This is a genomic window from Bordetella sp. BOR01 (genome assembly GCF_019218885.1).
Lineage (GTDB): Bacteria > Pseudomonadota > Gammaproteobacteria > Burkholderiales > Burkholderiaceae_B > Bordetella_A.
The window spans coordinates 240,458-260,791 of sequence record NZ_JAHUWT010000001.1; the positions used below are offsets into that span (position 1 = coordinate 240,458).

Genomic DNA, 20,334 nt, shown 5'->3' on the forward strand with positions numbered 1-20,334 from the left:
TGCCGCCGCTGGCATATATGATGAGCACCGCCATCCATCCCCGTATCCTGATATCGGCCCAGGCCCGGGCGCGCCTGGGCGATGCGCTGGGGCAGGCCATGCAAGGCCGCCCATATGAAGTCGTGACGCCGACCCCCGATCCCGCGACAGCGCCCGGCGAGGTGGACCTGGCCTATTGTTCCCGCGACGTGACCGGCCTGTCGACCAAGCACGACGTGAAGCCGCCGCTGGAATCCTTTTACGCCAGCCTGCGGCGCTCGCCCGGCCTGCAGTGGGTGCATGTGCACTCGGCAGGGGCCGACCGGCCCATTTTTGCCGAACTGGCCCAACGCCAGGTACGCGTGACGACCTCGCCCGGTGCCAACGCCGAGGTGGTGGCGCACACCGCCCTGGCCGGGCTGCTGATGCTGGCCAGGCATTTTCCGCTGATGCTGGCGCAGCAGCGCGAGCGCCGCTGGGTGTCGCTGGTGGCCACGGGCATGCCGGCCGACCTGGCGGGACAGACCGCCCTGGTGGCGGGCTGGGGGCCCATCGGGCAGCGTATCGCCGCCTTGCTGCGCATGCTGGGGCTTAGGGTCATCGTGGCGCGCAGCTCGAACACGCCGGTCGATGGAGATACCGAGACCCTGGAATTCGAGGGCATCGGGCAATGCGCCGCTCGCCTGGACTGGCTGATTCTTGCCTGCCCGCTGACCGATCGCACCCGCCGCTGGATCGACGCCGGCGTGCTGGCGATGCTCAAGCCCGGGGCACGCCTGATCAACGTGGCGCGCGGCGAGATCGTCGACCAGGATGCGTTGATCCATGCTTTGCGGCAGAGGCACCTGGCGGGCGCGTACCTGGACGTGTTCGAGCACGAGCCGCTGGACGCCGATTGCCCGTTATGGAGCCTGGACAACGTCATTGTCACGCCCCATGCGGCCGGACATTCGGACGGCAACGAGCGGCGCGTGGATCAGATCTTCCTGAATCATTTGCGTGCGTGGCTGGCCCGGCGGCCCGCCCGCGCCTGACCAATTACGGACCACTGGAAACACCATGGAATTCATTGCTGCACGGATCGATCGAATCAAGCCTTCCCCCAGCTCGATGGCGGGCCAGCGGGCCCGCGAACTGTCCGCGGCCGGCCGGGACATCATCGGCCTGACCGCCGGCGAACCCGATTTCGACACGCCCGACAACGTGACGCAGGCCGTCGTCAGGGCGATGGCCGAGTCCAGGACCAAGTACACCGACATCGGCGGCACGCCCGAACTGAAGGCCGCCATCCAGGCCAAGTTCAAGCGGGAAAACGAGCTGGATTTCGCCACCGGCGAGATCATCGTGGGCACGGGCGGCAAGCAAGTCATTTTCAATGCCTTGATGAGCACCGTCGACGCGGGCGTGGAGGTCATCGTGCCGGCACCCTACTGGGTGTCGTACCCCGATATCGTGCTGCTGGCCGGCGGCACGCCGGTGTTCGTGCCGTGCCCCGCCGAGCGGGGGTTCAAGCTGCAGCCCGACGACCTGGAGCGCGCCATTACGCCGCGCACGCGCTGGGTCATCCTGAATGCGCCCAACAACCCCAGCGGCGCCATCTATAGCCGCGAAGAGCTGCTGGGCCTGGCCGAAGTGCTCAAGCGCCACCCGCATGTGTGGGTGATGAGCGACGACATGTACGAACATGTGTTGTATGACGGCCGTCGTTTTTGCACGATGGCGCAAGTCGCGCCCGAACTGAAATCGCGCACGCTGACGGTCAACGGCGTATCCAAGGCCTATGCGATGACGGGCTGGCGCATCGGTTACGGGGCTGCGCCGGCGGCGCTGGTCAAGGCCATGACCAAGCTGCAATCGCAGTCCACGTCGAATCCCTCATCCATCAGCCAGGCGGCCGCGGCCGAGGCCCTGAATGGCCCGCAGGGCTTTATTGCCGAACGATGCGCGATTTTCCAGCATCGCCGCGACCAGGTCGTGGCCGCGCTTGCCGCCATTGCCGGCATCGACTGCCACGTGCCCGAGGGGGCGTTCTACGTGTTCCCGTCGTGCGCGAAGTTGCTGGGCAAGACGACCCCATCGGGCAAGGTCCTGGAAACCGACGAGGATTTCGTCCTGTACTTGCTCGACGAAGTGAATCTGGCCGTATTGCAGGGCGCGGCCTATGGTGTTTCGCCGTACTTCCGTATTTCTTTTGCCACCAGCCTGGATTTGCTCGAGCGCGGTATCGATCGGCTTGCCCAGGCCGTAGACAGGCTGCGCTGACCGCGCCACGCCGCGGCAGGGGGGCGGGCAGGTCAGCGGCGGGCGTCTTGCAGCCAATCGCCGATCAGGGCCAGGACCCGCTCGCTTTGCTCGCGATGCGGCACATGCCCGCAACCTTCAAGGATGACGGCGCGCCCCTGGGTGAGCCTGGCGATCCGCTCGGCATGAGCCGGTGACCCGTATTCATCCTGGTCTCCGTGCAGGGCCAGTACCGGGCAATCCACGCGGCGCAGTTCGTCGTCGAGCTTCCAATCGGCAAAGCCCGGCGCCAGCCAGTTGTCTACCCAGGCACTGAGCACCCATGCTGCCTTGTCGCCGTGATACTTCATCAGGCGGTCGAGCTGCCCGGGCTGCGCAAAACTGTGCCCGGCTTCCCGTATGCCCGCCAGGGTGCGGTCTTCGGCAAAGCTTTGTGCCGACACGGTGATCAAGCCCTGGCACAGGCGTCCATGGCGGGCCGCGCAGGCAACCGCCATGCCGCCGCCGACGCTGTGGCCCATGGCGACGAACCGGTCCAGGGCCAGGTGTTCCCGCACCAGGCGGAAGCCGTCATCGGCTTCGTCATGGACGAAGCGCAGGTCCAGCGTGCCCGGATGCGGATCGGAACGCCCGAAGCCCAGCCGGTCGTAGGCGATCACGGCTCGTCCGGTGGACTGCGCAAGGCGCTCGGGAAAATCGCGCCATAGTTCCACGCATCCCAGCGAATCGTGCAGCAGCACAATGGGCGGCGCGTCTTCCGGCTGATGGGAGCGCGGCCGATGGGCGGGCGGCGTCCAGCGCCGTGCAAACAGCTGGCCGCGGCCGGTGGGGATGAAAAAATCTACGCTCGTGATGGTAGGCATGGGCGGATTTTATCCAAGAAGGCGGGGTGCCCGCCGCGCGGCCTGGCGGCCGGACGGGGTTTTCAGTCTTTCGGCATTCAGCCTTCTGCCATGCTGTCTTTGCCCAATAGTTCGCGCAGGATCTCCTGGGTATGTTCGCCCAGCAGGGGCGGCGCCCGCCGATATACGACCGGCGACCCTGAAAACCGCAGCGGGCTGGCCGTGACGGCGGCCATGCCCCCAAGCGGGTGCGGCAGGTCTTTGCGCAGTTCACGCGCCCGCACCTGCGGATGCTCGAAAGTCTGCGCGAGGTTGTTGATCGGGCCGCTAGGCACGCCCACGGCTTGCAGTTTCGCGATCCAGTCGTCGCGCCGTCCTCGCTTCATGATGTCCGACAGCAACGCGACCAGTTCCTCGCGATGGGTCACCCGCAACCGGTTGGTGGCAAAGCGCGGATCGTCGCCCAGTTCCGGCGCCCCGATGGCCTTGCAGTAGGCGCGGTACTGCGATTCGTTGCCGGTGGCCACGATCAGGTGGCCATCGCTGGCGGCGAACACCTGGTAGGGCACCACATTCTGGTGCGCATTGCCTGCGCGCGCGGGGGCGACGCCCGACGCGAAGTAATTGGAATTCTGGTTGGCCAGCAGCGCCACGTGGCAGTCGAGCAGCGCGATGTCCAGGTGCTGGCCCAGGCCGCTGCGGTGGCGTTCCTGCAGCGCCGCCAGGATGGCCACGCTGGCGTACATGCCGGTGATGATGTCGGTGACGGCCACGCCGGCTTTCTGCGGCCCGCCGCCCGGCAGGCCGTCGCGTTCGCCGGTGATGCTCATCAGGCCGCCCAGGCCCTGGATCATGAAGTCGTAGCCGGGCAACGAGGCGCAGGGGCCGTCTTGTCCGAAGCCGGTAACCGAGCAATAGATCAGGCGCGGATTGATGGCGCGCAGGCTGTCGTAGTCCAGGCCATACTTGCGCAGGCCGCCGACCTTGAAGTTCTCGACCAGGATGTCGCAGTGCACGACCAGCTCGCGGATCAGCGCCGCGCCCTCGGGCGTGGCCATGTCGGCTTCCAGAGAGCGCTTGTTGCGGTTGGTGCTGAGATAGTAGGCGGCTTCACCGGTGTCCCGGCCCTGGCCGTCTTTCAGGTAGGGCGGGCCCCAGTGGCGGGTGTCGTCGCCGGTGCCGGGGCGTTCCACCTTGATGACGTCGGCGCCCAGGTCGGCCAGGTTCTGGGTGCACCAGGGGCCGGCCAGGATGCGGCTCAGGTCGAGCACGCGTATGCCGTCAAGCGGCGGAGGGCGTGAATCCATGATGATGCAGGCTCTTTGCGCGTGGCCGCGCGGTTAGGGGGTGATCGTGGCGGTGCCGTGGCTCATGACCACGGTATCGCGCGCCGTGGCGCGCACGACGAATTGCAGGGCGTCGCCCTGGCCGTGCCATATATCGAACTGCAGCGTCTCGCCCGGGTATACCGGCGCCGAGAAGCGGGCGTTCAGGCTGGTGAGCCGGGTGGCGTCGTAGTTGCAGCAGGTCTTGACGATGGCGTGCGCGGCCATGCCGTAGGTGCACAGGCCGTGCAGGATGGGCTGCGAATAGCCGGCCTGGCGCGCGATTTCCGGATCGGCATGCAGCGGGTTGCGGTCGGCGCTCAGGCGATACAGCAGCGCGGCGTTGGGCGCCACGGCCAGGGTGCACTGCCGGTCGGGTGCGCGCGAGGGCGCGGCGGGCAGGGGCGCCGGCCCTGTGTCGCCGGGCCCGAAGCCGCCGTCGCCGCGGCAGAAGGTGGTGTGCTGCAAGGTTGCCAGGCAGGTGCCGGCTTCATCGTGCAGCGTGCGCTCGGCGACCACCAGGGCGCCCTTGCTTGCGCCTTTGTCGATGACATGCAGGATGCGGTTCTTGCCGATGACGGTGCCGCTGGCGGGCAGCGGGGCGTGCAGGGCGAGGCGCTGCTCGCCGTGCACCAGGCGCACCCAGTCTATGCCGGCGCGCGGGTCGCTCATCCAGAAGCCGGGGTATCCCAGCACCGTGGCCAGGGTAGGAAAGGCCTGCAGGCCTTGTTCGTAGACGTAGCGCAGCTGCCCGGCGTCGAGAGGGTCTTGCCCCAGGCCGATGCCCAGGGCGTACAGCATGGTGTCTTTCTCGTCGTAGCGGTGGTGCACGTCGTCGAAGTGCCAGTGCTTGATGGTGTCGTAGTCCATGGGCATGGCCGCCTTAGATGGGGTCCCAGTCGATAACGTCGGGCGAACGTTCCAGCGCGTAGAACTGCTTGCGCATGGCCGGAATGGCGATCTCGCCGATCAGCTCGGGTGTCCAGCCTTCGCTGTAGTGCACGCTGCGCACCGGGCGCGGCTGGCTCATCAGCATGATTTCGTTGGCTCGCACGGCGAAGATCTGCGCGTTGACTTCGCTGGCGGCGTCGCTGGCCAGGAATACCGCCAGGGGGGCCACTTTGTTGGCTTCCATTTTCTTCAGTTTCTCGACCCGGGCCTTTTCGGCCTCGGTCTCGGCCGGGATGGAGCTGGTCATGCGGCTCCAGGCGAACGGTGCGATGCAGTTCGAACGCACGTGGTAGCGCGCCATGTCCAGCGCAATGGATTTGGACAAAGCCACGATGCCCAGCTTGGCGGCCGAGTAATTGGCCTGGCCGAAATTGCCGATCAAGCCCGAGGTGGACGTCATGTGCACAAAGGCGCCCGATTCCTGTTCGCGGAAGTAAGGGGCTGCCGCGCGGCTCATGAAGAACGTGCCGTTCAGGTGCACGTCGAGCACCTGGCGCCATTCTTCTTCGTTCATTTTGTGGAACACGCGGTCGCGCAGGTTGCCCGCGTTGTTGACCACGGCGTCGATGCGCCCGAAGGCATCGACCGCGGTCTTGATGATGTTGTGGGCGCCCTGGTAGCTGGCTACGCTGTCGGTGTTGGGGCAGGCCTGGCCGCCGGCGGCCAGGATTTCCTGCACCACCGATTGCGCCGGGCCGTCGCCGCCGCCTTCGCCCTGCAGCGAGACGCCGATGTCGTTGACCACGACTTTGGCGCCCGCCGCCGCCATCGCCAGCGCGACGCCGCGCCCGATGCCGCCGCCGGCGCCGGTGACCACCACTACTTTTCCTGCAACGATACCGCTCATGATTGTTCCTCCTGGGGGACGTGCCTGCCCCGACTCTCTGCATGGTAGATTCCATGGCAGGCCAGCGGAATTCAAAATTAAAGACCCCCCCCTTTTGCGTGGCAGAACATGAGACACGACCTGACCGACCTGCGCTTGTTCGTGAACGTAGGAGAAACCCTGAACCTGACGCGCGCGGCCGAGCGTACTTTCCTGTCGCTGCCCGCGGCCAGCGCCCGCATCAAGAACATGGAAGAGGCCTTCAAGGCGCGCCTGCTGGTGCGCCAGGCCACGGGCGTGGCCCTGACGCCGGCCGGCGAAGTGCTGCTCAAGCATGCCCATGCGGTGTTTCGACAGCTGGAATGCCTGAACGCCGACCTGCAGCCGTATTCCAGCGGCATCAAGGGCCGCCTGCGCCTGCTGGCCAATACTACCGCCACCAATTCATTCCTGGCCGACGCGATGTCCACGTTCCTGGCCGAGAATCCCGATGTGGATATCGAGCTCGAAGAGAAAATCTCGGGCGATATCGTGCTGGCCATTCGGGCCGGCGCGGCCGACCTGGGCATCGTGGCGGGCAATATCGACGTCGACGGGCTGGACGTGATGCCGCTGTTTCGCGATGAACTGGCCATCGTGACCTCGCTGGGCCATCCCTTGGCCCAGCTTGAATCGGCGCGCTTTGTCGATGTGATCGATGCCTACCAGTTCGTGGGCATCCATCCGAACAGCGCCATCCAGACCTTCCTGGAAGATATCGCCTCGGGCCTGGGCAAGCGCCTGTGCCAGCGGGTGCACGTGGGCAGCTTCGAGGCGGTGTGCCGCATGGTCGAGGCGGGCGCCGGTATTGCGGTGGTGCCGCGCGCCTGCGCGGCGCGCTATAGCCGCCCGCAGGCTTTGCACGTGCTGCGCCTGCAAGACAACTGGGCGCAGCGCGACCGCCTGCTGTGCCGCCAGCGCGGGCGCGACCTGCCGCGCTTCGTGGAAGATTTCATCGGGCACGTGCAGGTGGCGGCGCGGGCGGCGTGATGCTGGGCGGCTTGACCCGCGCTGAACAGGGGGTTCGGCAAAAAAGAATCGGCAAGCCGGGGCCGCCGCGCGAATAATAAACGTATCGCGCAAGGCAGTGCGCCTGTGGCGCGCCAATAAGAAAACCGGAGACACACCTATGCACGATCCGCAACGCCGCCGCCTGATGGCGGTGCTGGGCGCCGCCTGGGCGGCCGCTTCCTTGCCTTTGCAGGCCCGCGCGGCCAAGTGGCCCGAGCGCCCCGTCAATTTCATTGTGCCGTTCCCGCCGGGCGGGCCGGTGGACACCACCGCGCGCTTCACCACGCAGCCGCTGGGGGGAATGTGGCAGGTTCCCGTAGTGGTCGACAACAAGGCAGGCGCGGGCGGCATCGTGGGCGCGCAGGCGGCGGCCAAGGCCGAGGCCGATGGCTACAACTATTTTTTCGCCTCGATCCACCACGCGGTGCTGCCCAGCCTGCGCGGCAATCTCAGCTACGACGTCACCCAGGATTTCGTGCCGGTGGGCATGGCGGCGGTGTTTCCCATTGTGCTGGTGGTGCACGAGTCCCTGCCCGTGAAAACCGTGCCGGAACTGATCGCCTATGCGAAGCAGCACCCCGGCAAGCTGTCATTCGGCTCGTCGGGCACGGGCGGCGGTACGCACTTGGCAGGCGAGCTGTTCAACAGCATGACCGGCACGCGCATCCAGCACGTGCCGTATCGCGGCAGCGCGCCGGCCATGCAAGACCTGCTGGGCGGGCAGGTGCAGGTGATGTTCGCCGATGGCCCGTCGGCCCGGCCGCATCTGGACGGCGGCAAGATCCGCCCGCTGGGGGTGGGCAACCCTGAACCCTCGGCACTGTTCCCGGGGATTCCCACCATTGCCGCGTCGGGCGTGCCGGGATACGAGGCTTATTCCTGGAGCGGATTGCTGGCACCGGCGGGTACGCCGGTGGATGTCCTCAAGCGCGTCAATGGCGACATGGTGCAGGTGCTTGGCAACCCCGATACGGCCAAGAGCATGCTGGCCGCGGGTGCCGAGCCCAGGCCGGGCACACCCCAAGAATTCGGCGCCTTCCTGCAGGCCGAGATCGACAAGTGGGGCAAGGTGATCAAGGCGGCGGGGATCAAGCTGGAATAGGGCGGGCAGGCGATGCCTGGCTTGCGGGCGTCAGGCCCGCGCCAGGTCGATGACGGCCTGTCGGGCTTCGTCGTACTCGCGCGCCAGTTGGTCCACCAGGGCCTGCGTCGACAGCAGTTCCTGCGTGGCGCCCACGCCCTGTCCCGCGCTCCAGACGTCTTTCCAGGCCTTGGGGCGGTTGCGCTTGTCCAGGTCGACGGGATTGGCTGCCATGTCGTCCAGCAAGGCGGGGTCCAGCCCGGCGGCGGCAATGCTGGGCACTAGGTAGTTGGCCGGCACGCCCGAGAAGAACGGCGTGTACAGGACGTCGTCGACGCCGGCCCGCAGCACCATTTCGCGGTAGCGGTCGGGGGCCAGGGATTCATGGGTGGCGATGAAGCGCGTGCCCATGTAGGCGAAGTCGCAGCCCAGTGCCTGGGCCGCCAGCACATCCTTGCCGTGGCTGATGCAGCCCGACAGCGCCAGCGGGCCGTCATAGAACGCGCGGATCTCGTTGACCAGGGCGATCGGGTTGACGGTGCCCGCATGGCCGCCCGCTCCGGCGGCCACCAGGATCAAGCCGTCGACCCCGGCATCCAGCGCGCGCCGCGCATGGCGCACCGTGGTCACGTCGTGGAACACCAGGCCGCCGTAGGACCGCACGGCCTTGACCACGGCATCGGGCGCGTGCAGCGAGGTCACGATCAGCGGCACCCGGTGCGCCAGGCAGATGTCCAGGTCGCCCTGCCAGCGCGCATTGGTGGGGTGCACGATCAGGTTCACGCCGTAAGGCGCCACCACGGCGCCGGGATGGGCCTGGCGGTGTGCCGCCAGCCCTTCCTCGATACGCCTCAACCAGTCGCCCAGCACTTCCTGCGGCCGCGCATTCAGCGACGGAAAGGTGCCGACGATGCCCGCGGCGCATTGGGCGATGACCAGGTCGGGCCCAGATACCAGGAACATGGGGGCGCCGATCACGGGCAGGCGGGTGGTCGAGCGCAGGAAGTGCAGCGCGGGCATGGATAATGTGCTCCGGTCAGTTGGTCTGGATATTGGCCGACTTGATCACGTCGGCCCACAGGGCGTATTCGCGTTCGATGCGCGCCTGCACGGCCTTGCCGTCGCCATCGTCGACGGTGTAGCCGCCTTCGACCATGGCCTTGCGGAACGCCGGGTCTTGCGAGACATCCGCCAGGGCCTTGGCCAGCCGCGCCTTGATCGGCGCGGGCAAGCCGGGTGGCGCCATCAGCGCATACCAGCCGACCACTTCGTAGTCTTTCAGGCCGGCTTCGATCATGGTGGGCACATCGGGCAGTTCGGGATTGCGCGTGCGCGAGGTTACCGCCAGGGCGCGTGCCTTGCCGCTCTTGATGAACGGGATGGCCGTGCTGGTGATGTCGAACATGAACGTGATCTTGCCGCTGACCACATCCATCATGGCCGGCGAGTTGCCGCGATAGGGCACGTGCAGCATGGGAGCCTGCGCCTGCAGCTTGAGCAGTTCGGCCGACAAGTGGTTCGAGGCTCCCACGCCCGCCGAGCCGAAGCTGACCGCATCGGGGTGCGCCTTGGCGTAATCGAGCAGTTCGCCCACGCTCTTGGCGGGAATCTGCGGGCCGATCAACAGCACGTTGGTGTAGTCCACCACCATGCCTATGGGCGTGAAGTCCTTGCGCGGGTCGAACAGCTTGCTGTTCTGCACCAGCGGCGAGATCGTCAGGGACGGGCTGGCGGCGAAGCCCAGCAGGTAGCCGTCGGGCGCGGCCTTGGCGGTGGCGTCGGACGCGATCATGCCGCTGGCGCCGGCGCGGTTTTCCACCACCACGGTCTGGCCTAGCTTGTCTCCCAGGTACTTGGCGAACACGCGCGCGGTGGTGTCCACCGGGCCGCCGGGGGCGTAGCCCACCAGCAGGCGCAGCGGGCGGTCGGGGTACCTGGATTCAGCCTGGGCGGCGGTAGCGGTAGCGCATAGCGCCGTAGCCAGGGCGCAGCCCCGCAACAATGATCTGATCTGCATGGATTGTCTCCTTTGTTATGTGTGTGCCGTGGCGCCCCGTTGCGTCTCGGGCTGCGTGGCCGATGTCGGCCGGCACCAGGCGCCGCGATGCGGCGGAAATGCGCGCGCAATGCAGCAGTTGGTGGATGCGCTCGGGCATGTCGTACCGGCAAGGGGATGATGGTGCAGGAAGTGTCCGGCGCCGCGGCACGATTGACCATTCTTCATTCCCGAAGCAGGGGTTTTGCCGGGCGGTACGCTGGGCGGGCGGGGCGCATGCGAGCGCGTGCCGTGGGGCGAACGGTGCTTCGTTTACACAAAACCCCCGCTTCCACAGAGGCAGATTGCCTCGGCGGCGCGGCCGTGGCTAGATATGGCCTGAAGGAGACCGCACATGGACTTGAGCTGGACCCCGGAAGAACGGCGCTTGCGCGAAACCGTACGCGCGTTCGCGCAAGAAAAACTGCCGCAGGATATTCGCGACAAGGTGTTGCGCCACCAGCGCCTGGTACGTGACGACTACGTCCGCTGGCATCGCATCCTGGACGACCAGGGCTGGGGCGCGCCCACCTGGCCCAGGGAATTCGGCGGCACCGGCTGGAATGCCATCGAACGCCTGATCTTCGAGGTCGAGTGTTTCAAGGCCGGCGCGCCGCGCCTGCTGCCATTCGGCCTGAGCATGATCGGCCCGGTACTGATGAAATACGGCAGTCCCGAGCAGCAGCAACGCCTGCTGCCGCGCATCATCCGCGTGGACGACTGGTGGTGCCAGGGGTATTCCGAGCCGGGCTCGGGGTCTGACCTGGCTTCGCTGAAAACGCGCGCCGAGCTCGACGGCGATCACTACGTGGTCAATGGCCAGAAAACCTGGACCACGCTGGCGCAGTACGCCGACTGGATGTTCTGCCTGGTGCGTACCGACCCCGACGCCAAGGCCCAGCGGGGCATTTCGATGCTGCTGATCGATATGCGCACGCCCGGCGTCACGGTGCGGCCGATCCGCACCCTGGACGGCGGGCACGATGTCAACGAAGTATGGCTGGAAAACGTGCGCGTGCCCGTGGCCGACCGGGTGGGCGAAGCCGGGCAGGGCTGGACCTACGCCAAGTACCTGCTGGGCCACGAGCGTACCAGCATCGCCGGGCTGGGCCATTGCCATCGCGAACTGGGCATCTTGAAAGACCTGGCGGCCCGCACCCGGCATCATGGCCGGCCCATCCTGGGAGACAGCCGCATGCGCGACCGCATCTCGCGCGTGGAAGTCGACATCATGGCGCTGGAAATGCTGTTGCTGCGCGTGGCGGCCGCGCGCGGCGACACTCCGGGGCCGGAGGCCTCGGTGCTGAAGATCCGCGGCTCGGAAATCCAGCAAGACCTGGCCATGTTGCAGATGGAGATCGCCGGCCCTGATGCCTGGCCGTACGACCCCGACTGGATGCAGGCCGATGCGGCTTTCCAGGGGCCGGGCCCCGAGATGGCGGCCGCGGCCGGCGCCGGCTATGCCGATATGCGCAAGACCACCATCTACGGCGGCACCACCGAGGTGCAGAAGGGCATCATCGCCCGCATGATGCTGGGCCTGTAAGGCCAGCCACCGCAACGGAACACGATCATGGATTTCGCGTATACCGAAGAACAGCGCATGTTGGCCGATAGCCTGCGGCGCCTGGTGCAAGACCAATGGAGCTTCGCCGTGCGGCGCGCGCGCGCCGCACAGCCGGAACCGGACCCCCACGCCTGGGCGCAATTGGCCGAACTGGGCGTGCTGGGCCTGAACATCGCCGCCGAGCATGGCGGTTTCGGCGAACCGCCGGCCAGCCTCTTGCCGGTGCACCTGGAACTGGGCCGCGGCCTGGTGTCCGAGCCGGTGATTCCCAGCGCCGTGATGAGCGCCACCCTGATCGCCGCCTGCGCCGACGCGGCCACGCAGCAGCAATGGCTGCCGGCGCTGGCCGCGGGCGAAGCCATCGTGGCGCTGGCCTACCAAGAGCCCGGCCGGCGCTACGAGACCGAGCCCGAGCAATGCCGGGTGCAACCGGCGGCCGACCGCGTCCTGGAATTGTCCGGCACCAAGCACCTGGTGTGGCACGGCGCGGCGGCGCAGGCCTGGATCGTGTCGGCGCGCGATATCGACGACGAACCCCTGCTGCTGCTGGTGCCTGCCGATGCGCCGGGTGTCGCGCTGCTCGATACGCCCACGCTGGATCGCGCGCGCTGCGCGCGCATCGATTTCGATCGCACCCCCCTGCCTGCCGAGGCCATCCTGGCGCAAGGCCCGGCCGCCCGCGACGCCCTGGCCGCCGCGCTGCAATGGGGTACCGCCGCGTTGTGCGCGCATGCGGCGGGCGCCATGGAGCGCCTGCTGGAAATCACCATCGACTACCTGAAGACGCGGCGCCAGTTCGGCCAACCCCTGGCGGCTTTCCAGGTACTGCAGCATCGCATGGCCGACATGCTGGTGGCCAAGGAAATGGCCTTGTCCATGGCTTACGTAGCCGCCGCGGCGCTGAGCGAGCCCGACGCGGCCCAGCGCCGCCGCATGCTGGCTGCCGCCAAGCTCGAGGCCGCGCGTGCGGGGCGTTTCGTGGCCCAGAGCGCCGTGCACTTGCATGGCGGCATGGGCATGACCGACGAACTGGAGGTAGGGGATTATTTCAAGCGGCTGACCATGATCGACCAATTGCTGGGCGACAGCGCCGAACAACTGGCCATGCTCGAGGAACTGGAACTGGCATGACCCGGGCATACGAACAGATCGACTTCACGCTGGAAGACGGCGTGGGTGTCATTATGCTGAACCGTCCCGACCGCCTGAACAGCTTCACGGCCGCCATGCATGCGGAACTGGCGCGTGCCCTGGACACGCTGGAAGCCTGCGCCGAATTGCGCGGCCTGGTGATTACCGGCGCCGGGCGGGGGTTTTGCGCGGGCCAGGACCTGGGCGAACGCAAGCCGCTGCCGGACGGCCAGCGCCGCGATCTTGGCGAAGGCCTGCGCAATTTCTACCGGCCGCTGGTGCTGCGCCTGCGTGCGCTGCCGGTGCCGGTGGTCTGCCTGGTCAACGGCGTGGCGGCCGGGGCTGGCGCCAGCCTGGTGTTCGCCTGCGACGTGGTGTATGCGGTGGAATCGGCACGCTTCATCCAGGCATTCAGCAAGATCGGCCTGCTGCCCGACGCGGGCGGCACCTGGTTCCTGCCGCGCCTGGTGGGCTCGGCGCGCGCCATGGGGGCCGCCTTGTTCGGCGACACCATATCGGCGCGCCAGGCCGAGCAATGGGGGTTGATCTGGCGCTGTATTCCCGACGACGCGCTGGCTGCCACCCGCACGCAGATCGTCGCCACGCTGGCCGGCGGGGCTACCCGGGCTTATGGCGCCACCAAGCAGGCCCTGCAGGCGTCCGCCGGCAATACCCTGGAGCAGCAGTTCGACCTGGAATGCGAGCTGCAGCGGCAACTGGGCCATACCGACGACTACCTGGAAGGCATGCACGCCTTTGCCGAAAAGCGGCCGCCGGCGTTCCGGGGCAAGTAGGGGCGGCTGCAGGGGGCGGATTCCGGCCTCTTGAACCCGGTCTTGTAGAAATACGAATTCACAAACCCGGGTCGGGCAGGCATTCTTGCTGCTGCAACGACCTAGCCAAGGAACCCAACATGACGTCTTCCAACCCCGCAGCCTGGATCGGCCGCGGCGAGTCCGTGGCCGACAACCTCGACGCCGGCCACGCCGGGCGCATTGCCGCCACCCTGGGCGAGCCCGCGCCGGCTGCCGGCACGCCTTTGCCGCCGCTGTGGCACTGGGCCTTCTTCATCAGCCCGGTGGGCATGGATGGCGTGGGCCTGGACGGCCACCCGGCGCGCGGCGGCTTCCTGCCGCCGGCCGACGACCGCAACCGCATGTGGGCAGGCGGCCGCGTGGCCTTCCACGCGCCGCTGCGCGTGGGCGTGCCGGCCGAACGCCGCTCTACCGTGGCCGATGTGCGCGAGAAAACCGGCCGTACCGGTGCGCTGCTGTTCGTTACCGTGCGCCATGAATACCACCAGGAGGGCGTGCTGGCCATCCAGGAAGAGCAGGACATCGTCTACCGCCAGCCGTCGCCGCCCAAGCTGGTGGGCAGCGACACGCCGCCCGCTTCGCAGTGGCGCCGGCCGGTCGATCCGTCGCCGGTGCTGCTGTTCCGTTATTCGGCTGTTACATTCAACGGCCACCGCATCCACTACGACCACCCGTACGTTACCGGCACGGAAGGCTATCCGGGCCTGGTGGTGCATGGCCCCATGATCGCTACCCTGATGGTCGCGGCTTTCCGCGGCGCCCATCCCTCGGCACGCCTTGAACACTTGTCGTATCGCGGCTTGCGGCCGCTGATCGCACCCAAGCCGTTCGATGTGGCCGGCCGCATCGACGAACCCGGCCTGGCCGACCTGTGGGCCGAGCAGGACGGCACCCTGGCGCACCAGGCGCAACTGAGGTTTTCGGCATGAGCCCGCCGGGCCGCCCCAAGGGCGAATACCGGAGTGCGCAGCACGAAGGCAGAACGATGAGCCCGCCGGGCCGCCCCAAGGGCGAATACGAAGGTACCCCCATGAACGCCGCCACGCCTGTCCGTCCGCTGGACGGCATTACCGTCATCAGCCTGGAGCACGCCATTGCGGCGCCGTTCTGCACGCGCCAGCTTGCCGACATGGGCGCGCGCGTCATCAAGATCGAGCGCCCCGGCGCGGGCGACTTCGCCCGCGGCTACGACGAACGCGTACGCGGCCTGTCTTCGCACTTCGTCTGGACCAACCGCTCGAAAGAAAGCCTGACGCTAGACCTGAAGCACCCCGAGGCCGCCGAGGTCATGCAGCGCCTGCTGGATTCGGCCGACGTGCTGGTGCAGAACCTGGCGCCCGGTGCCGCCGATCGCCTGGGCCTGTCGTTCGAGACCCTGCACGCCAAGCATCCGCGCCTGATCGTCTGCGATATCTCGGGCTACGGCCAGGGCGGCCCCTACGAACGCAAGAAGGCCTACGACCTGCTCATCCAGAGCGAAAGCGGCTTCGTCTCGGTTACCGGCTCGGGGCAAGAGCCCGCCAAGGCCGGGTGCTCCATCTCTGATATCGCCGCCGGCATGTACGCCTACTCGTCCATCCTGAACGCGCTGCTGCTGCGCCAGCGCACGGGCGAGGGCAGCCGGCTCGACGTCTCCATGCTGGAAAGCATGGTCGAATGGATGGGCTACCCGCTGTACTACGCCTTCGAGGACGCCCCGCCGCCCACGCGCGCGGGCGCGGCCCATGCCACCATTTACCCGTATGGCCCGTTCCCGGTGGGCGATGGCGCCACCATCATGCTGGGCCTGCAGAACGAACGCGAATGGCGCGTCTTCTGCGACCGCGTGCTGGGCCAGCCCGCGCTGGCCGACGACGAACGCTTCGCGTCCAATTCGCGCCGCGCCGCCAACCGCGACGCTTTGCGTGCCCTGATCGTGCAAGCCTTCGCCGGCCTGACCATCGACCAGGTCACCGAGCGCCTGGAAGCCGCCCAAATCGCCAACGCCCGCGTCAACGAAATGAAAGACGTCTGGGCACACCCCCAGTTGCAGGCGCGCCAGCGCTGGCGCGACATCGGCAGCCCGGCGGGCACGCTGCCCGCGCTGCTGCCGCCGGCCTCCAGCAACGCCTTCACGCCGCGCATGGATCCGGTGCCGGCAGTGGGCGAGAACACCGATGCGGTGCTAGCATCATTGGGGTACGCGCCCGACGACGTGGCGCGCTTGCGTGCCGCGGAGGTCGTGTGATGCAAACCGTAGTCCGTACCGCCCTGTTCGTGCCGGCCAGCCGGCCCGAGCGCATTCCGAAGGCGCTGGCCAGCGGCGCCGACACCGTCATCGTCGACCTCGAAGACGCGGTCGAGCATCTGGCCAAAGACAGCGCCCGCGAAGCATTGTGCGATTTCCTGGGCACCAACCCCGGCGTACGGCTCTGGGTACGGATCAACGACGCTTCCACGGCCTGGCACGATGACGACCTGAAGGCCTGCCGCAACCATCCTGGCGTGGCGGCCATCGTGCTGCCCAAGGCCGAGACCCAGGCGCACGTACGGCATGCCGCGCAAGCCGGCATCGATATCGTGCCCATCCTGGAAACCGCCGACGGCGTGCTGAATGCCGCCGAGATCGCCGCCACGCCCGGCGTGCAGCGGCTGGCCTTCGGCAGCCTCGATTACGGGCTCGACCTGGGCCTGACTTCCGACTCCGATGGCGCAGGGGTGGTGCTGGATCATGCCCGGGTGCAGGTGCTGCTGCGCAGCCGCTCGGCGGGGTTGGCGCCGGCGCTGGACGGGGTGTTTCCGGGTGTGCAAGACACTGCCGGCATGCAGGCAGCCGCGTGCCGCGCCCGCGACATGGGTTTTGGCGGCATGCTGTGCATTCATCCCGCCCAGGTGGGCATCATCCACCGCGCCTTTGCGCCGCCGGCAGCCGACCTGGAATGGGCGCGCCGCGTCGTGGCCGTGCACCGCGACAGCGGCGCGGGCACGTTCATGCTGGAAGGCAAGATGGTCGACGCGCCGGTCATCGCGCGTGCCCGGCAACTGCTGCAGCGCGCCGGGGAACAATCCTAGGCGGTCCAGCCAGTTGGCACGCTATCGCCAGGTGTCAGGCTCCCGCAGGGTGCCTGACACCCTACGACTGAGACAGTCTTGGCACACGATGGTGTCAGGCACCTGCGGAGCCTGACACCTGACGGCGATCTCAATCGGGCAGTCGTTCGATCGGCTGGTCGGCCAGTCGTGCCAGCAATGTTTGCAGCGGCCCCTGCGGCAGCACCAGTGCCGGCGCCAGTTCGCCCAGCGGGGCCAGCACGAAGGCGCGCTGGTGCATGCGCGGGTGGGGCAGCGTCAGGCGCGGCGTGTCCATCGCGGTATCGCCGTACAGCAGCAGGTCGAGGTCGAGCGTGCGCGGGGCGTTCTTGTAGGGGCGCAGGCGGCCGTGGCGGTTTTCCAGCGCCTGCAGCGCATCCAACAGCGCCAGCGGGGCCAAGGTCGTGTCGATGGCCGCGACCGCGTTGATGAAGTCGGGGCCGGCGGCATCGACCGGTGCGGTGCGATAAAAGCCGGAAGGCCGGCAGGCCACGATGCCCGGCGTGGCGGCCAGTTCATGCAGCACGGTGCGCAGGGTGGCCTGCGCGTTGCCCAGGTTGGCGCCCAAGCCCACGTAGGCGCGCACGGGCGATGTCATTCGGTGGCGCGCGGCTCGGCGGGGCGGCGCGGGCGGCGGCGGCGCTTGCGCGGCGCGCTGGGTTCGGCCGGATCGCGCGGCAGGCGGGCCAATTCTTCGATCATGTCGGCGCGGGCGGCATCGTCGCCATTGGCCAGGTCCATCCACCACTGGGCCAGCACGCTGTCGAACTCGCCGGCGGCGGCGCGCAATTGCAGGAAATCGCAGGCAGCGCGAAAGCGCGGCTGTTCGATCATGCGATAAATGGTCTTGCCCATGCGGCGCTCGAAGCGCGGTTGCATGAACCAGATTTCCCGCATGTCGGACGAGAATCGGCGCTGGATGGCCAGTTTTTCGGTTTGCTCGTCCAGCACCGAATCGGCCGCGCGCACCAGCGCGGGTACGCTGTGCTCGCCTTCGGCGCGAAACTGCTTCCAGCGCGATTCCACTTGCTGCCACAGCAGCGCCGCAAACAGGAAGCTGGGGCTGATGCTCTTGCCGGCGCGCACGCGCGAGTCGGTGCGTTCGAGCGCCAGTTCCACGAAATGTTCGCCGCCGGGCTGCTCCAGCACCACGTCCAGCAACGGCAGCATGCCGTGGTGCAGGCCGTCGGCGCGCAACTGGCGCAGGCAGTCCATGGCGTGGCCGCAGGTCAGCAGCTTGAGCATTTCGTCGAACAGGCGCGAGGCCGGCACGTTCTCGATCAGCGCGGCCATGGTGCCGATGGGCTTGCGGGTGTCGGGATCGATGCTGCCGTTCAGCTTGGCCGCGAAACGTACCGCGCGCAGCATGCGTACCGGATCTTCGCGGTAGCGCTGGACCGGGTCGCCAATGATGCGTACCTGGCGCTTTTTCAGGTCAGGCACGCCCTGGTGGTAGTCGATGACTTCTTCGGTGTGCGGATCGTAGAACAGCGCGTTCATGGTGAAATCGCGCCGCGCGGCGTCTTCTTCCTGGCTGCCGAACACGTTGTCGCGCAGGATGCGGCCGTGTTCGTCGGTTTCCTGGTCTTGCGAGGCAGGGGCGCGGAAGGTGGACGTTTCGATGATCTCTTGGCCGAACACCACGTGCACCAGCTGGAAGCGGCGGCCGATGATGCGGGCGCGGCGAAACAGCGGGCGGATCTGTTCGGGCGTGGCGTTGGTGGCCACGTCGAAATCCTTGGGCTCCAGGCCCACGATCAGGTCGCGCACGGCGCCGCCCACGATGTAGGCCTCGTAGCCGTGCTGGCGCAGCACTTCACACACCTTGATGGCATGGCGCGAGACGTTGCGACGGTCGATGCCGTGCTTGTCGCGCGCAATGCGCTGGGGTCCCCGGGTAGCCGGCGTGAACAGCCGGCTGACGAATTTTTTTATGGTGTCGGTGATCATTTAGGATTTGGCATCTTCCATGTGTTCGAACAAGTCGAGCACCTGCCAGCCGCGCGTGCGAGCGATCTCGCGCAGCGACGGGCTGGGATTGGCCGCCACCGGCCGGCTGACGGCCTCGAGCAGCGGTACATCGTTGATCGAATCGCTATAAAAGAACGATTCGGAGAAATCCGCAAGTGTCAGTTCCATGCCGGCCAGCCACTGGTTCACGCGCACCACCTTGCCTTCCTTGAAGCTGGGGGTGCCGTGGATGCGGCCGGTGTAGCGGCCGTTGCGGTATTCGGGGTCGGTGGCGATCAGGTGCGGCACGCCGAAGGCGCGCGCGATGGGCGCGGTGACGAAACTGTTGGTGGCCGTGACCAGGGCGCAAAGATCGCCGGCGGCAAGGTGCTGGTCGACCAGCCGCATGGCTTGCGGGGTGATATCGGGGCGCACGACCTGCGCCATGAATTCTTCGTGCCAGGCGGCCAGGTCGAATGGCGTATGCGCGGCCAGCAGGCCCAGCATGAATTCGGCGGCTTGCTCGGCAGTGAGCTGGCCCTGGTTGTAGCGCACCATCAGGTCGTCGTTGCGGCGGCGTGCTTCGTCTGGATCGCCGGCGCGCCCGGTGCGTGCCAGGAAGTCGGCCCACTGGTAGTCGCTGTCGAGCGGCAGCAGCGTGTGGTCCAGGTCGAACAGCGCGAGTCGTCGGGGCGTCATGGAGTTTGTGTATCGGGGTCTGCCAGCATGGCGCGCAGCAGCGGAATGGTAATGGGCCGGCCAGTGGCCAGGGAATAGCGGTCTAGGGCATCGAGCAGGGCGGCAAGCTTGCGGATATCGCGTTCGCGATGCGTCAGCATCCACTGGATGACCTCGGGCGCCAGTTGCAGGCCACGGTCGGCGGCTTGCGCCGCCAGCGCGGCAAGCTTGTCGGCGTCGGACAGCGGTTCCAGGCGGAAGACCAGGTCCCAGCCCAGGCGGGTGCGCAGGTCTTCGCGCAACGGCATGGACAGCGGGGCGCGGTCGCCAGCAACTGCCAAGGCGAATGCGCGGCTCGTGGCCGCGCATTCGCGCCACCGATTGTACAAGGCGAACAGGCCGGCCTGCCGCGATTCGTCCATGCGGTGCACGTCATCGACGGCCACCACCGGCGGCATGGGGGCGGCCGAGTCTGCGTCGGCCAGCTGGCGCAGGGCCTGGGGGCCTTGCGCGGCATCGATATAGGCCGCGCCGGCGGCCGCGGCCAGTCCGCGCAGCAGGTGGCTGCGCCCGCAGCCGGCGGCGCCCCACAAGTACAGCGCCCGGCCTGGCGCCAGCGCGCGCGCGGCGGCCAGCGCTTCGCCATTGGGGCCGGCAAGGTAGTTCTGCAGCGTGGGAGCGGGCGCGGGAAGTACGTCGAGCAGAAGCTGGCGATTCATGGGTGAAGATCTGGATATGGCGGGGTGGCAAGGCCGTTGCGGGCCGGACTGCACGATAGCAAACGCCAGGGCATC

20 protein-coding genes are annotated in these 20,334 nt (G+C 67.7%); 10 read left to right on the forward strand and 10 right to left on the reverse strand.

All coding sequences use genetic code 11. The features are described 5' to 3' along the window. The first annotated feature begins 17 nt into the window (after nucleotides 1-17). Nucleotides 18-1,013 (forward strand): D-2-hydroxyacid dehydrogenase, encoded by a 996-nt coding sequence (locus tag KW845_RS01125; protein ID WP_370628164.1) that lies wholly within the window; start codon nucleotides 18-20, stop codon nucleotides 1,011-1,013. 25 nt (nucleotides 1,014-1,038) lie between these two features. Beyond that, entirely contained in the window at nucleotides 1,039-2,241 is a 1,203-nt protein-coding gene (locus KW845_RS01130; protein WP_218367346.1) for an aminotransferase class I/II-fold pyridoxal phosphate-dependent enzyme, read from the forward strand. 32 nt (nucleotides 2,242-2,273) lie between these two features. Here KW845_RS01130 and KW845_RS01135 read toward each other — a convergent pair whose 3' ends face one another. From KW845_RS01135 to KW845_RS01150, 4 genes are all read right to left on the reverse strand, one after another. After that, nucleotides 2,274-3,083, reverse strand: coding sequence for an alpha/beta fold hydrolase (locus tag KW845_RS01135; RefSeq protein ID WP_218367347.1), 810 nt, complete (start codon nucleotides 3,081-3,083; stop codon nucleotides 2,274-2,276). A 77-nt stretch (nucleotides 3,084-3,160) separates the two neighbouring features. Next, nucleotides 3,161-4,369 carry a CaiB/BaiF CoA-transferase family protein gene (locus KW845_RS01140; protein WP_218367348.1) on the reverse strand — a complete coding sequence of 403 codons (1,209 nt, stop codon included), beginning with the start codon at nucleotides 4,367-4,369 and terminating at the stop codon, nucleotides 3,161-3,163. A 33-nt stretch (nucleotides 4,370-4,402) separates the two neighbouring features. Next, complete coding sequence (locus KW845_RS01145) at nucleotides 4,403-5,263, reverse strand: MaoC/PaaZ C-terminal domain-containing protein (protein WP_218367349.1); 861 nt, start codon at nucleotides 5,261-5,263, stop codon at nucleotides 4,403-4,405. 7 nt (nucleotides 5,264-5,270) lie between these two features. Further along, the gene (locus KW845_RS01150; RefSeq protein ID WP_218367350.1) at nucleotides 5,271-6,185 is read right to left on the reverse strand and encodes an SDR family NAD(P)-dependent oxidoreductase; all 915 of its coding nucleotides are present in this window, start codon (nucleotides 6,183-6,185) and stop codon (nucleotides 5,271-5,273) included. A gap of 108 nt (nucleotides 6,186-6,293) precedes the next feature. Here KW845_RS01150 and KW845_RS01155 point away from each other — a divergent pair, with 108 nt between their 5' ends. Further along, entirely contained in the window at nucleotides 6,294-7,193 is a 900-nt protein-coding gene (locus KW845_RS01155) for a LysR substrate-binding domain-containing protein (RefSeq protein WP_218367351.1), read from the forward strand. 139 nt (nucleotides 7,194-7,332) lie between these two features. Continuing rightward, a complete protein-coding gene (locus tag KW845_RS01160; RefSeq protein WP_218367352.1) occupies nucleotides 7,333-8,316 on the forward strand; it encodes a tripartite tricarboxylate transporter substrate binding protein in 984 nt (327 codons plus the stop codon). A gap of 30 nt (nucleotides 8,317-8,346) precedes the next feature. Here the strand turns inward: KW845_RS01160 and KW845_RS01165 are convergent, their stop codons facing one another. Both KW845_RS01165 and KW845_RS01170 read right to left on the reverse strand, forming a co-directional pair. After that, entirely contained in the window at nucleotides 8,347-9,315 is a 969-nt protein-coding gene (locus tag KW845_RS01165) for a nitronate monooxygenase family protein (RefSeq protein WP_218367353.1), read from the reverse strand. Nucleotides 9,316-9,331: 16 nt separating this feature from the next. Further along, nucleotides 9,332-10,312 (reverse strand): tripartite tricarboxylate transporter substrate binding protein, encoded by a 981-nt coding sequence (locus KW845_RS01170; protein ID WP_218367354.1) that lies wholly within the window; start codon nucleotides 10,310-10,312, stop codon nucleotides 9,332-9,334. Nucleotides 10,313-10,685: 373 nt separating this feature from the next. Between KW845_RS01170 and KW845_RS01175 the strand changes: the two genes are divergently transcribed. The 6 genes from KW845_RS01175 (at nucleotide 10,686) to KW845_RS01200 (ending at nucleotide 16,894) form a co-directional block, all read left to right on the forward strand. Beyond that, nucleotides 10,686-11,876: an acyl-CoA dehydrogenase family protein gene (locus tag KW845_RS01175; RefSeq protein ID WP_218367355.1), complete on the forward strand. Its 1,191-nt coding sequence runs from the start codon at nucleotides 10,686-10,688 to the stop codon at nucleotides 11,874-11,876. Nucleotides 11,877-11,903: 27 nt separating this feature from the next. Beyond that, complete coding sequence (locus KW845_RS01180; RefSeq protein ID WP_218367356.1) at nucleotides 11,904-13,028, forward strand: acyl-CoA dehydrogenase family protein; 1,125 nt, start codon at nucleotides 11,904-11,906, stop codon at nucleotides 13,026-13,028. Beyond that, nucleotides 13,025-13,822: a 2-(1,2-epoxy-1,2-dihydrophenyl)acetyl-CoA isomerase PaaG gene (gene paaG, locus KW845_RS01185; protein ID WP_218367357.1), complete on the forward strand. Its 798-nt coding sequence runs from the start codon at nucleotides 13,025-13,027 to the stop codon at nucleotides 13,820-13,822. The genes KW845_RS01180 and paaG overlap by 4 nt, the downstream gene beginning before the upstream one ends. Nucleotides 13,823-13,941: 119 nt before the next feature. Continuing rightward, nucleotides 13,942-14,772: a MaoC family dehydratase N-terminal domain-containing protein gene (locus KW845_RS01190; protein ID WP_218367358.1), complete on the forward strand. Its 831-nt coding sequence runs from the start codon at nucleotides 13,942-13,944 to the stop codon at nucleotides 14,770-14,772. Between the two features lie 101 nt (nucleotides 14,773-14,873). Beyond that, a complete protein-coding gene (locus KW845_RS01195; RefSeq protein WP_218368578.1) occupies nucleotides 14,874-16,070 on the forward strand; it encodes a CaiB/BaiF CoA-transferase family protein in 1,197 nt (398 codons plus the stop codon). Further along, the gene (locus KW845_RS01200; RefSeq protein ID WP_218367359.1) at nucleotides 16,067-16,894 is read left to right on the forward strand and encodes a CoA ester lyase; all 828 of its coding nucleotides are present in this window, start codon (nucleotides 16,067-16,069) and stop codon (nucleotides 16,892-16,894) included. The genes KW845_RS01195 and KW845_RS01200 overlap by 4 nt, the downstream gene beginning before the upstream one ends. Nucleotides 16,895-17,024: 130 nt before the next feature. Here the strand turns inward: KW845_RS01200 and KW845_RS01205 are convergent, their stop codons facing one another. The 4 genes from KW845_RS01205 to hda are packed head-to-tail and all read right to left on the reverse strand — an operon-like array spanning nucleotide 17,025 to nucleotide 20,259. Next, nucleotides 17,025-17,510, reverse strand: a complete 486-nt coding sequence (locus KW845_RS01205) for a 2-amino-4-hydroxy-6-hydroxymethyldihydropteridine diphosphokinase (RefSeq protein WP_218367360.1) — start codon at nucleotides 17,508-17,510, stop codon at nucleotides 17,025-17,027. Continuing rightward, a complete protein-coding gene (gene pcnB / locus KW845_RS01210; RefSeq protein WP_218367361.1) occupies nucleotides 17,507-18,862 on the reverse strand; it encodes a polynucleotide adenylyltransferase PcnB in 1,356 nt (451 codons plus the stop codon). Before pcnB ends, KW845_RS01205 begins: the two co-directional genes overlap by 4 nt. Then, on the reverse strand, nucleotides 18,863-19,561 hold the full coding sequence (locus KW845_RS01215) for an HAD family phosphatase (RefSeq protein WP_218367362.1): 699 nt from the start codon (nucleotides 19,559-19,561) through the stop codon (nucleotides 18,863-18,865). Continuing rightward, nucleotides 19,558-20,259, reverse strand: a complete 702-nt coding sequence (hda, locus tag KW845_RS01220) for a DnaA regulatory inactivator Hda (protein ID WP_218367363.1) — start codon at nucleotides 20,257-20,259, stop codon at nucleotides 19,558-19,560. The genes KW845_RS01215 and hda overlap by 4 nt, the downstream gene beginning before the upstream one ends. Between the last annotated feature and the right edge of the window lie 75 nt (nucleotides 20,260-20,334).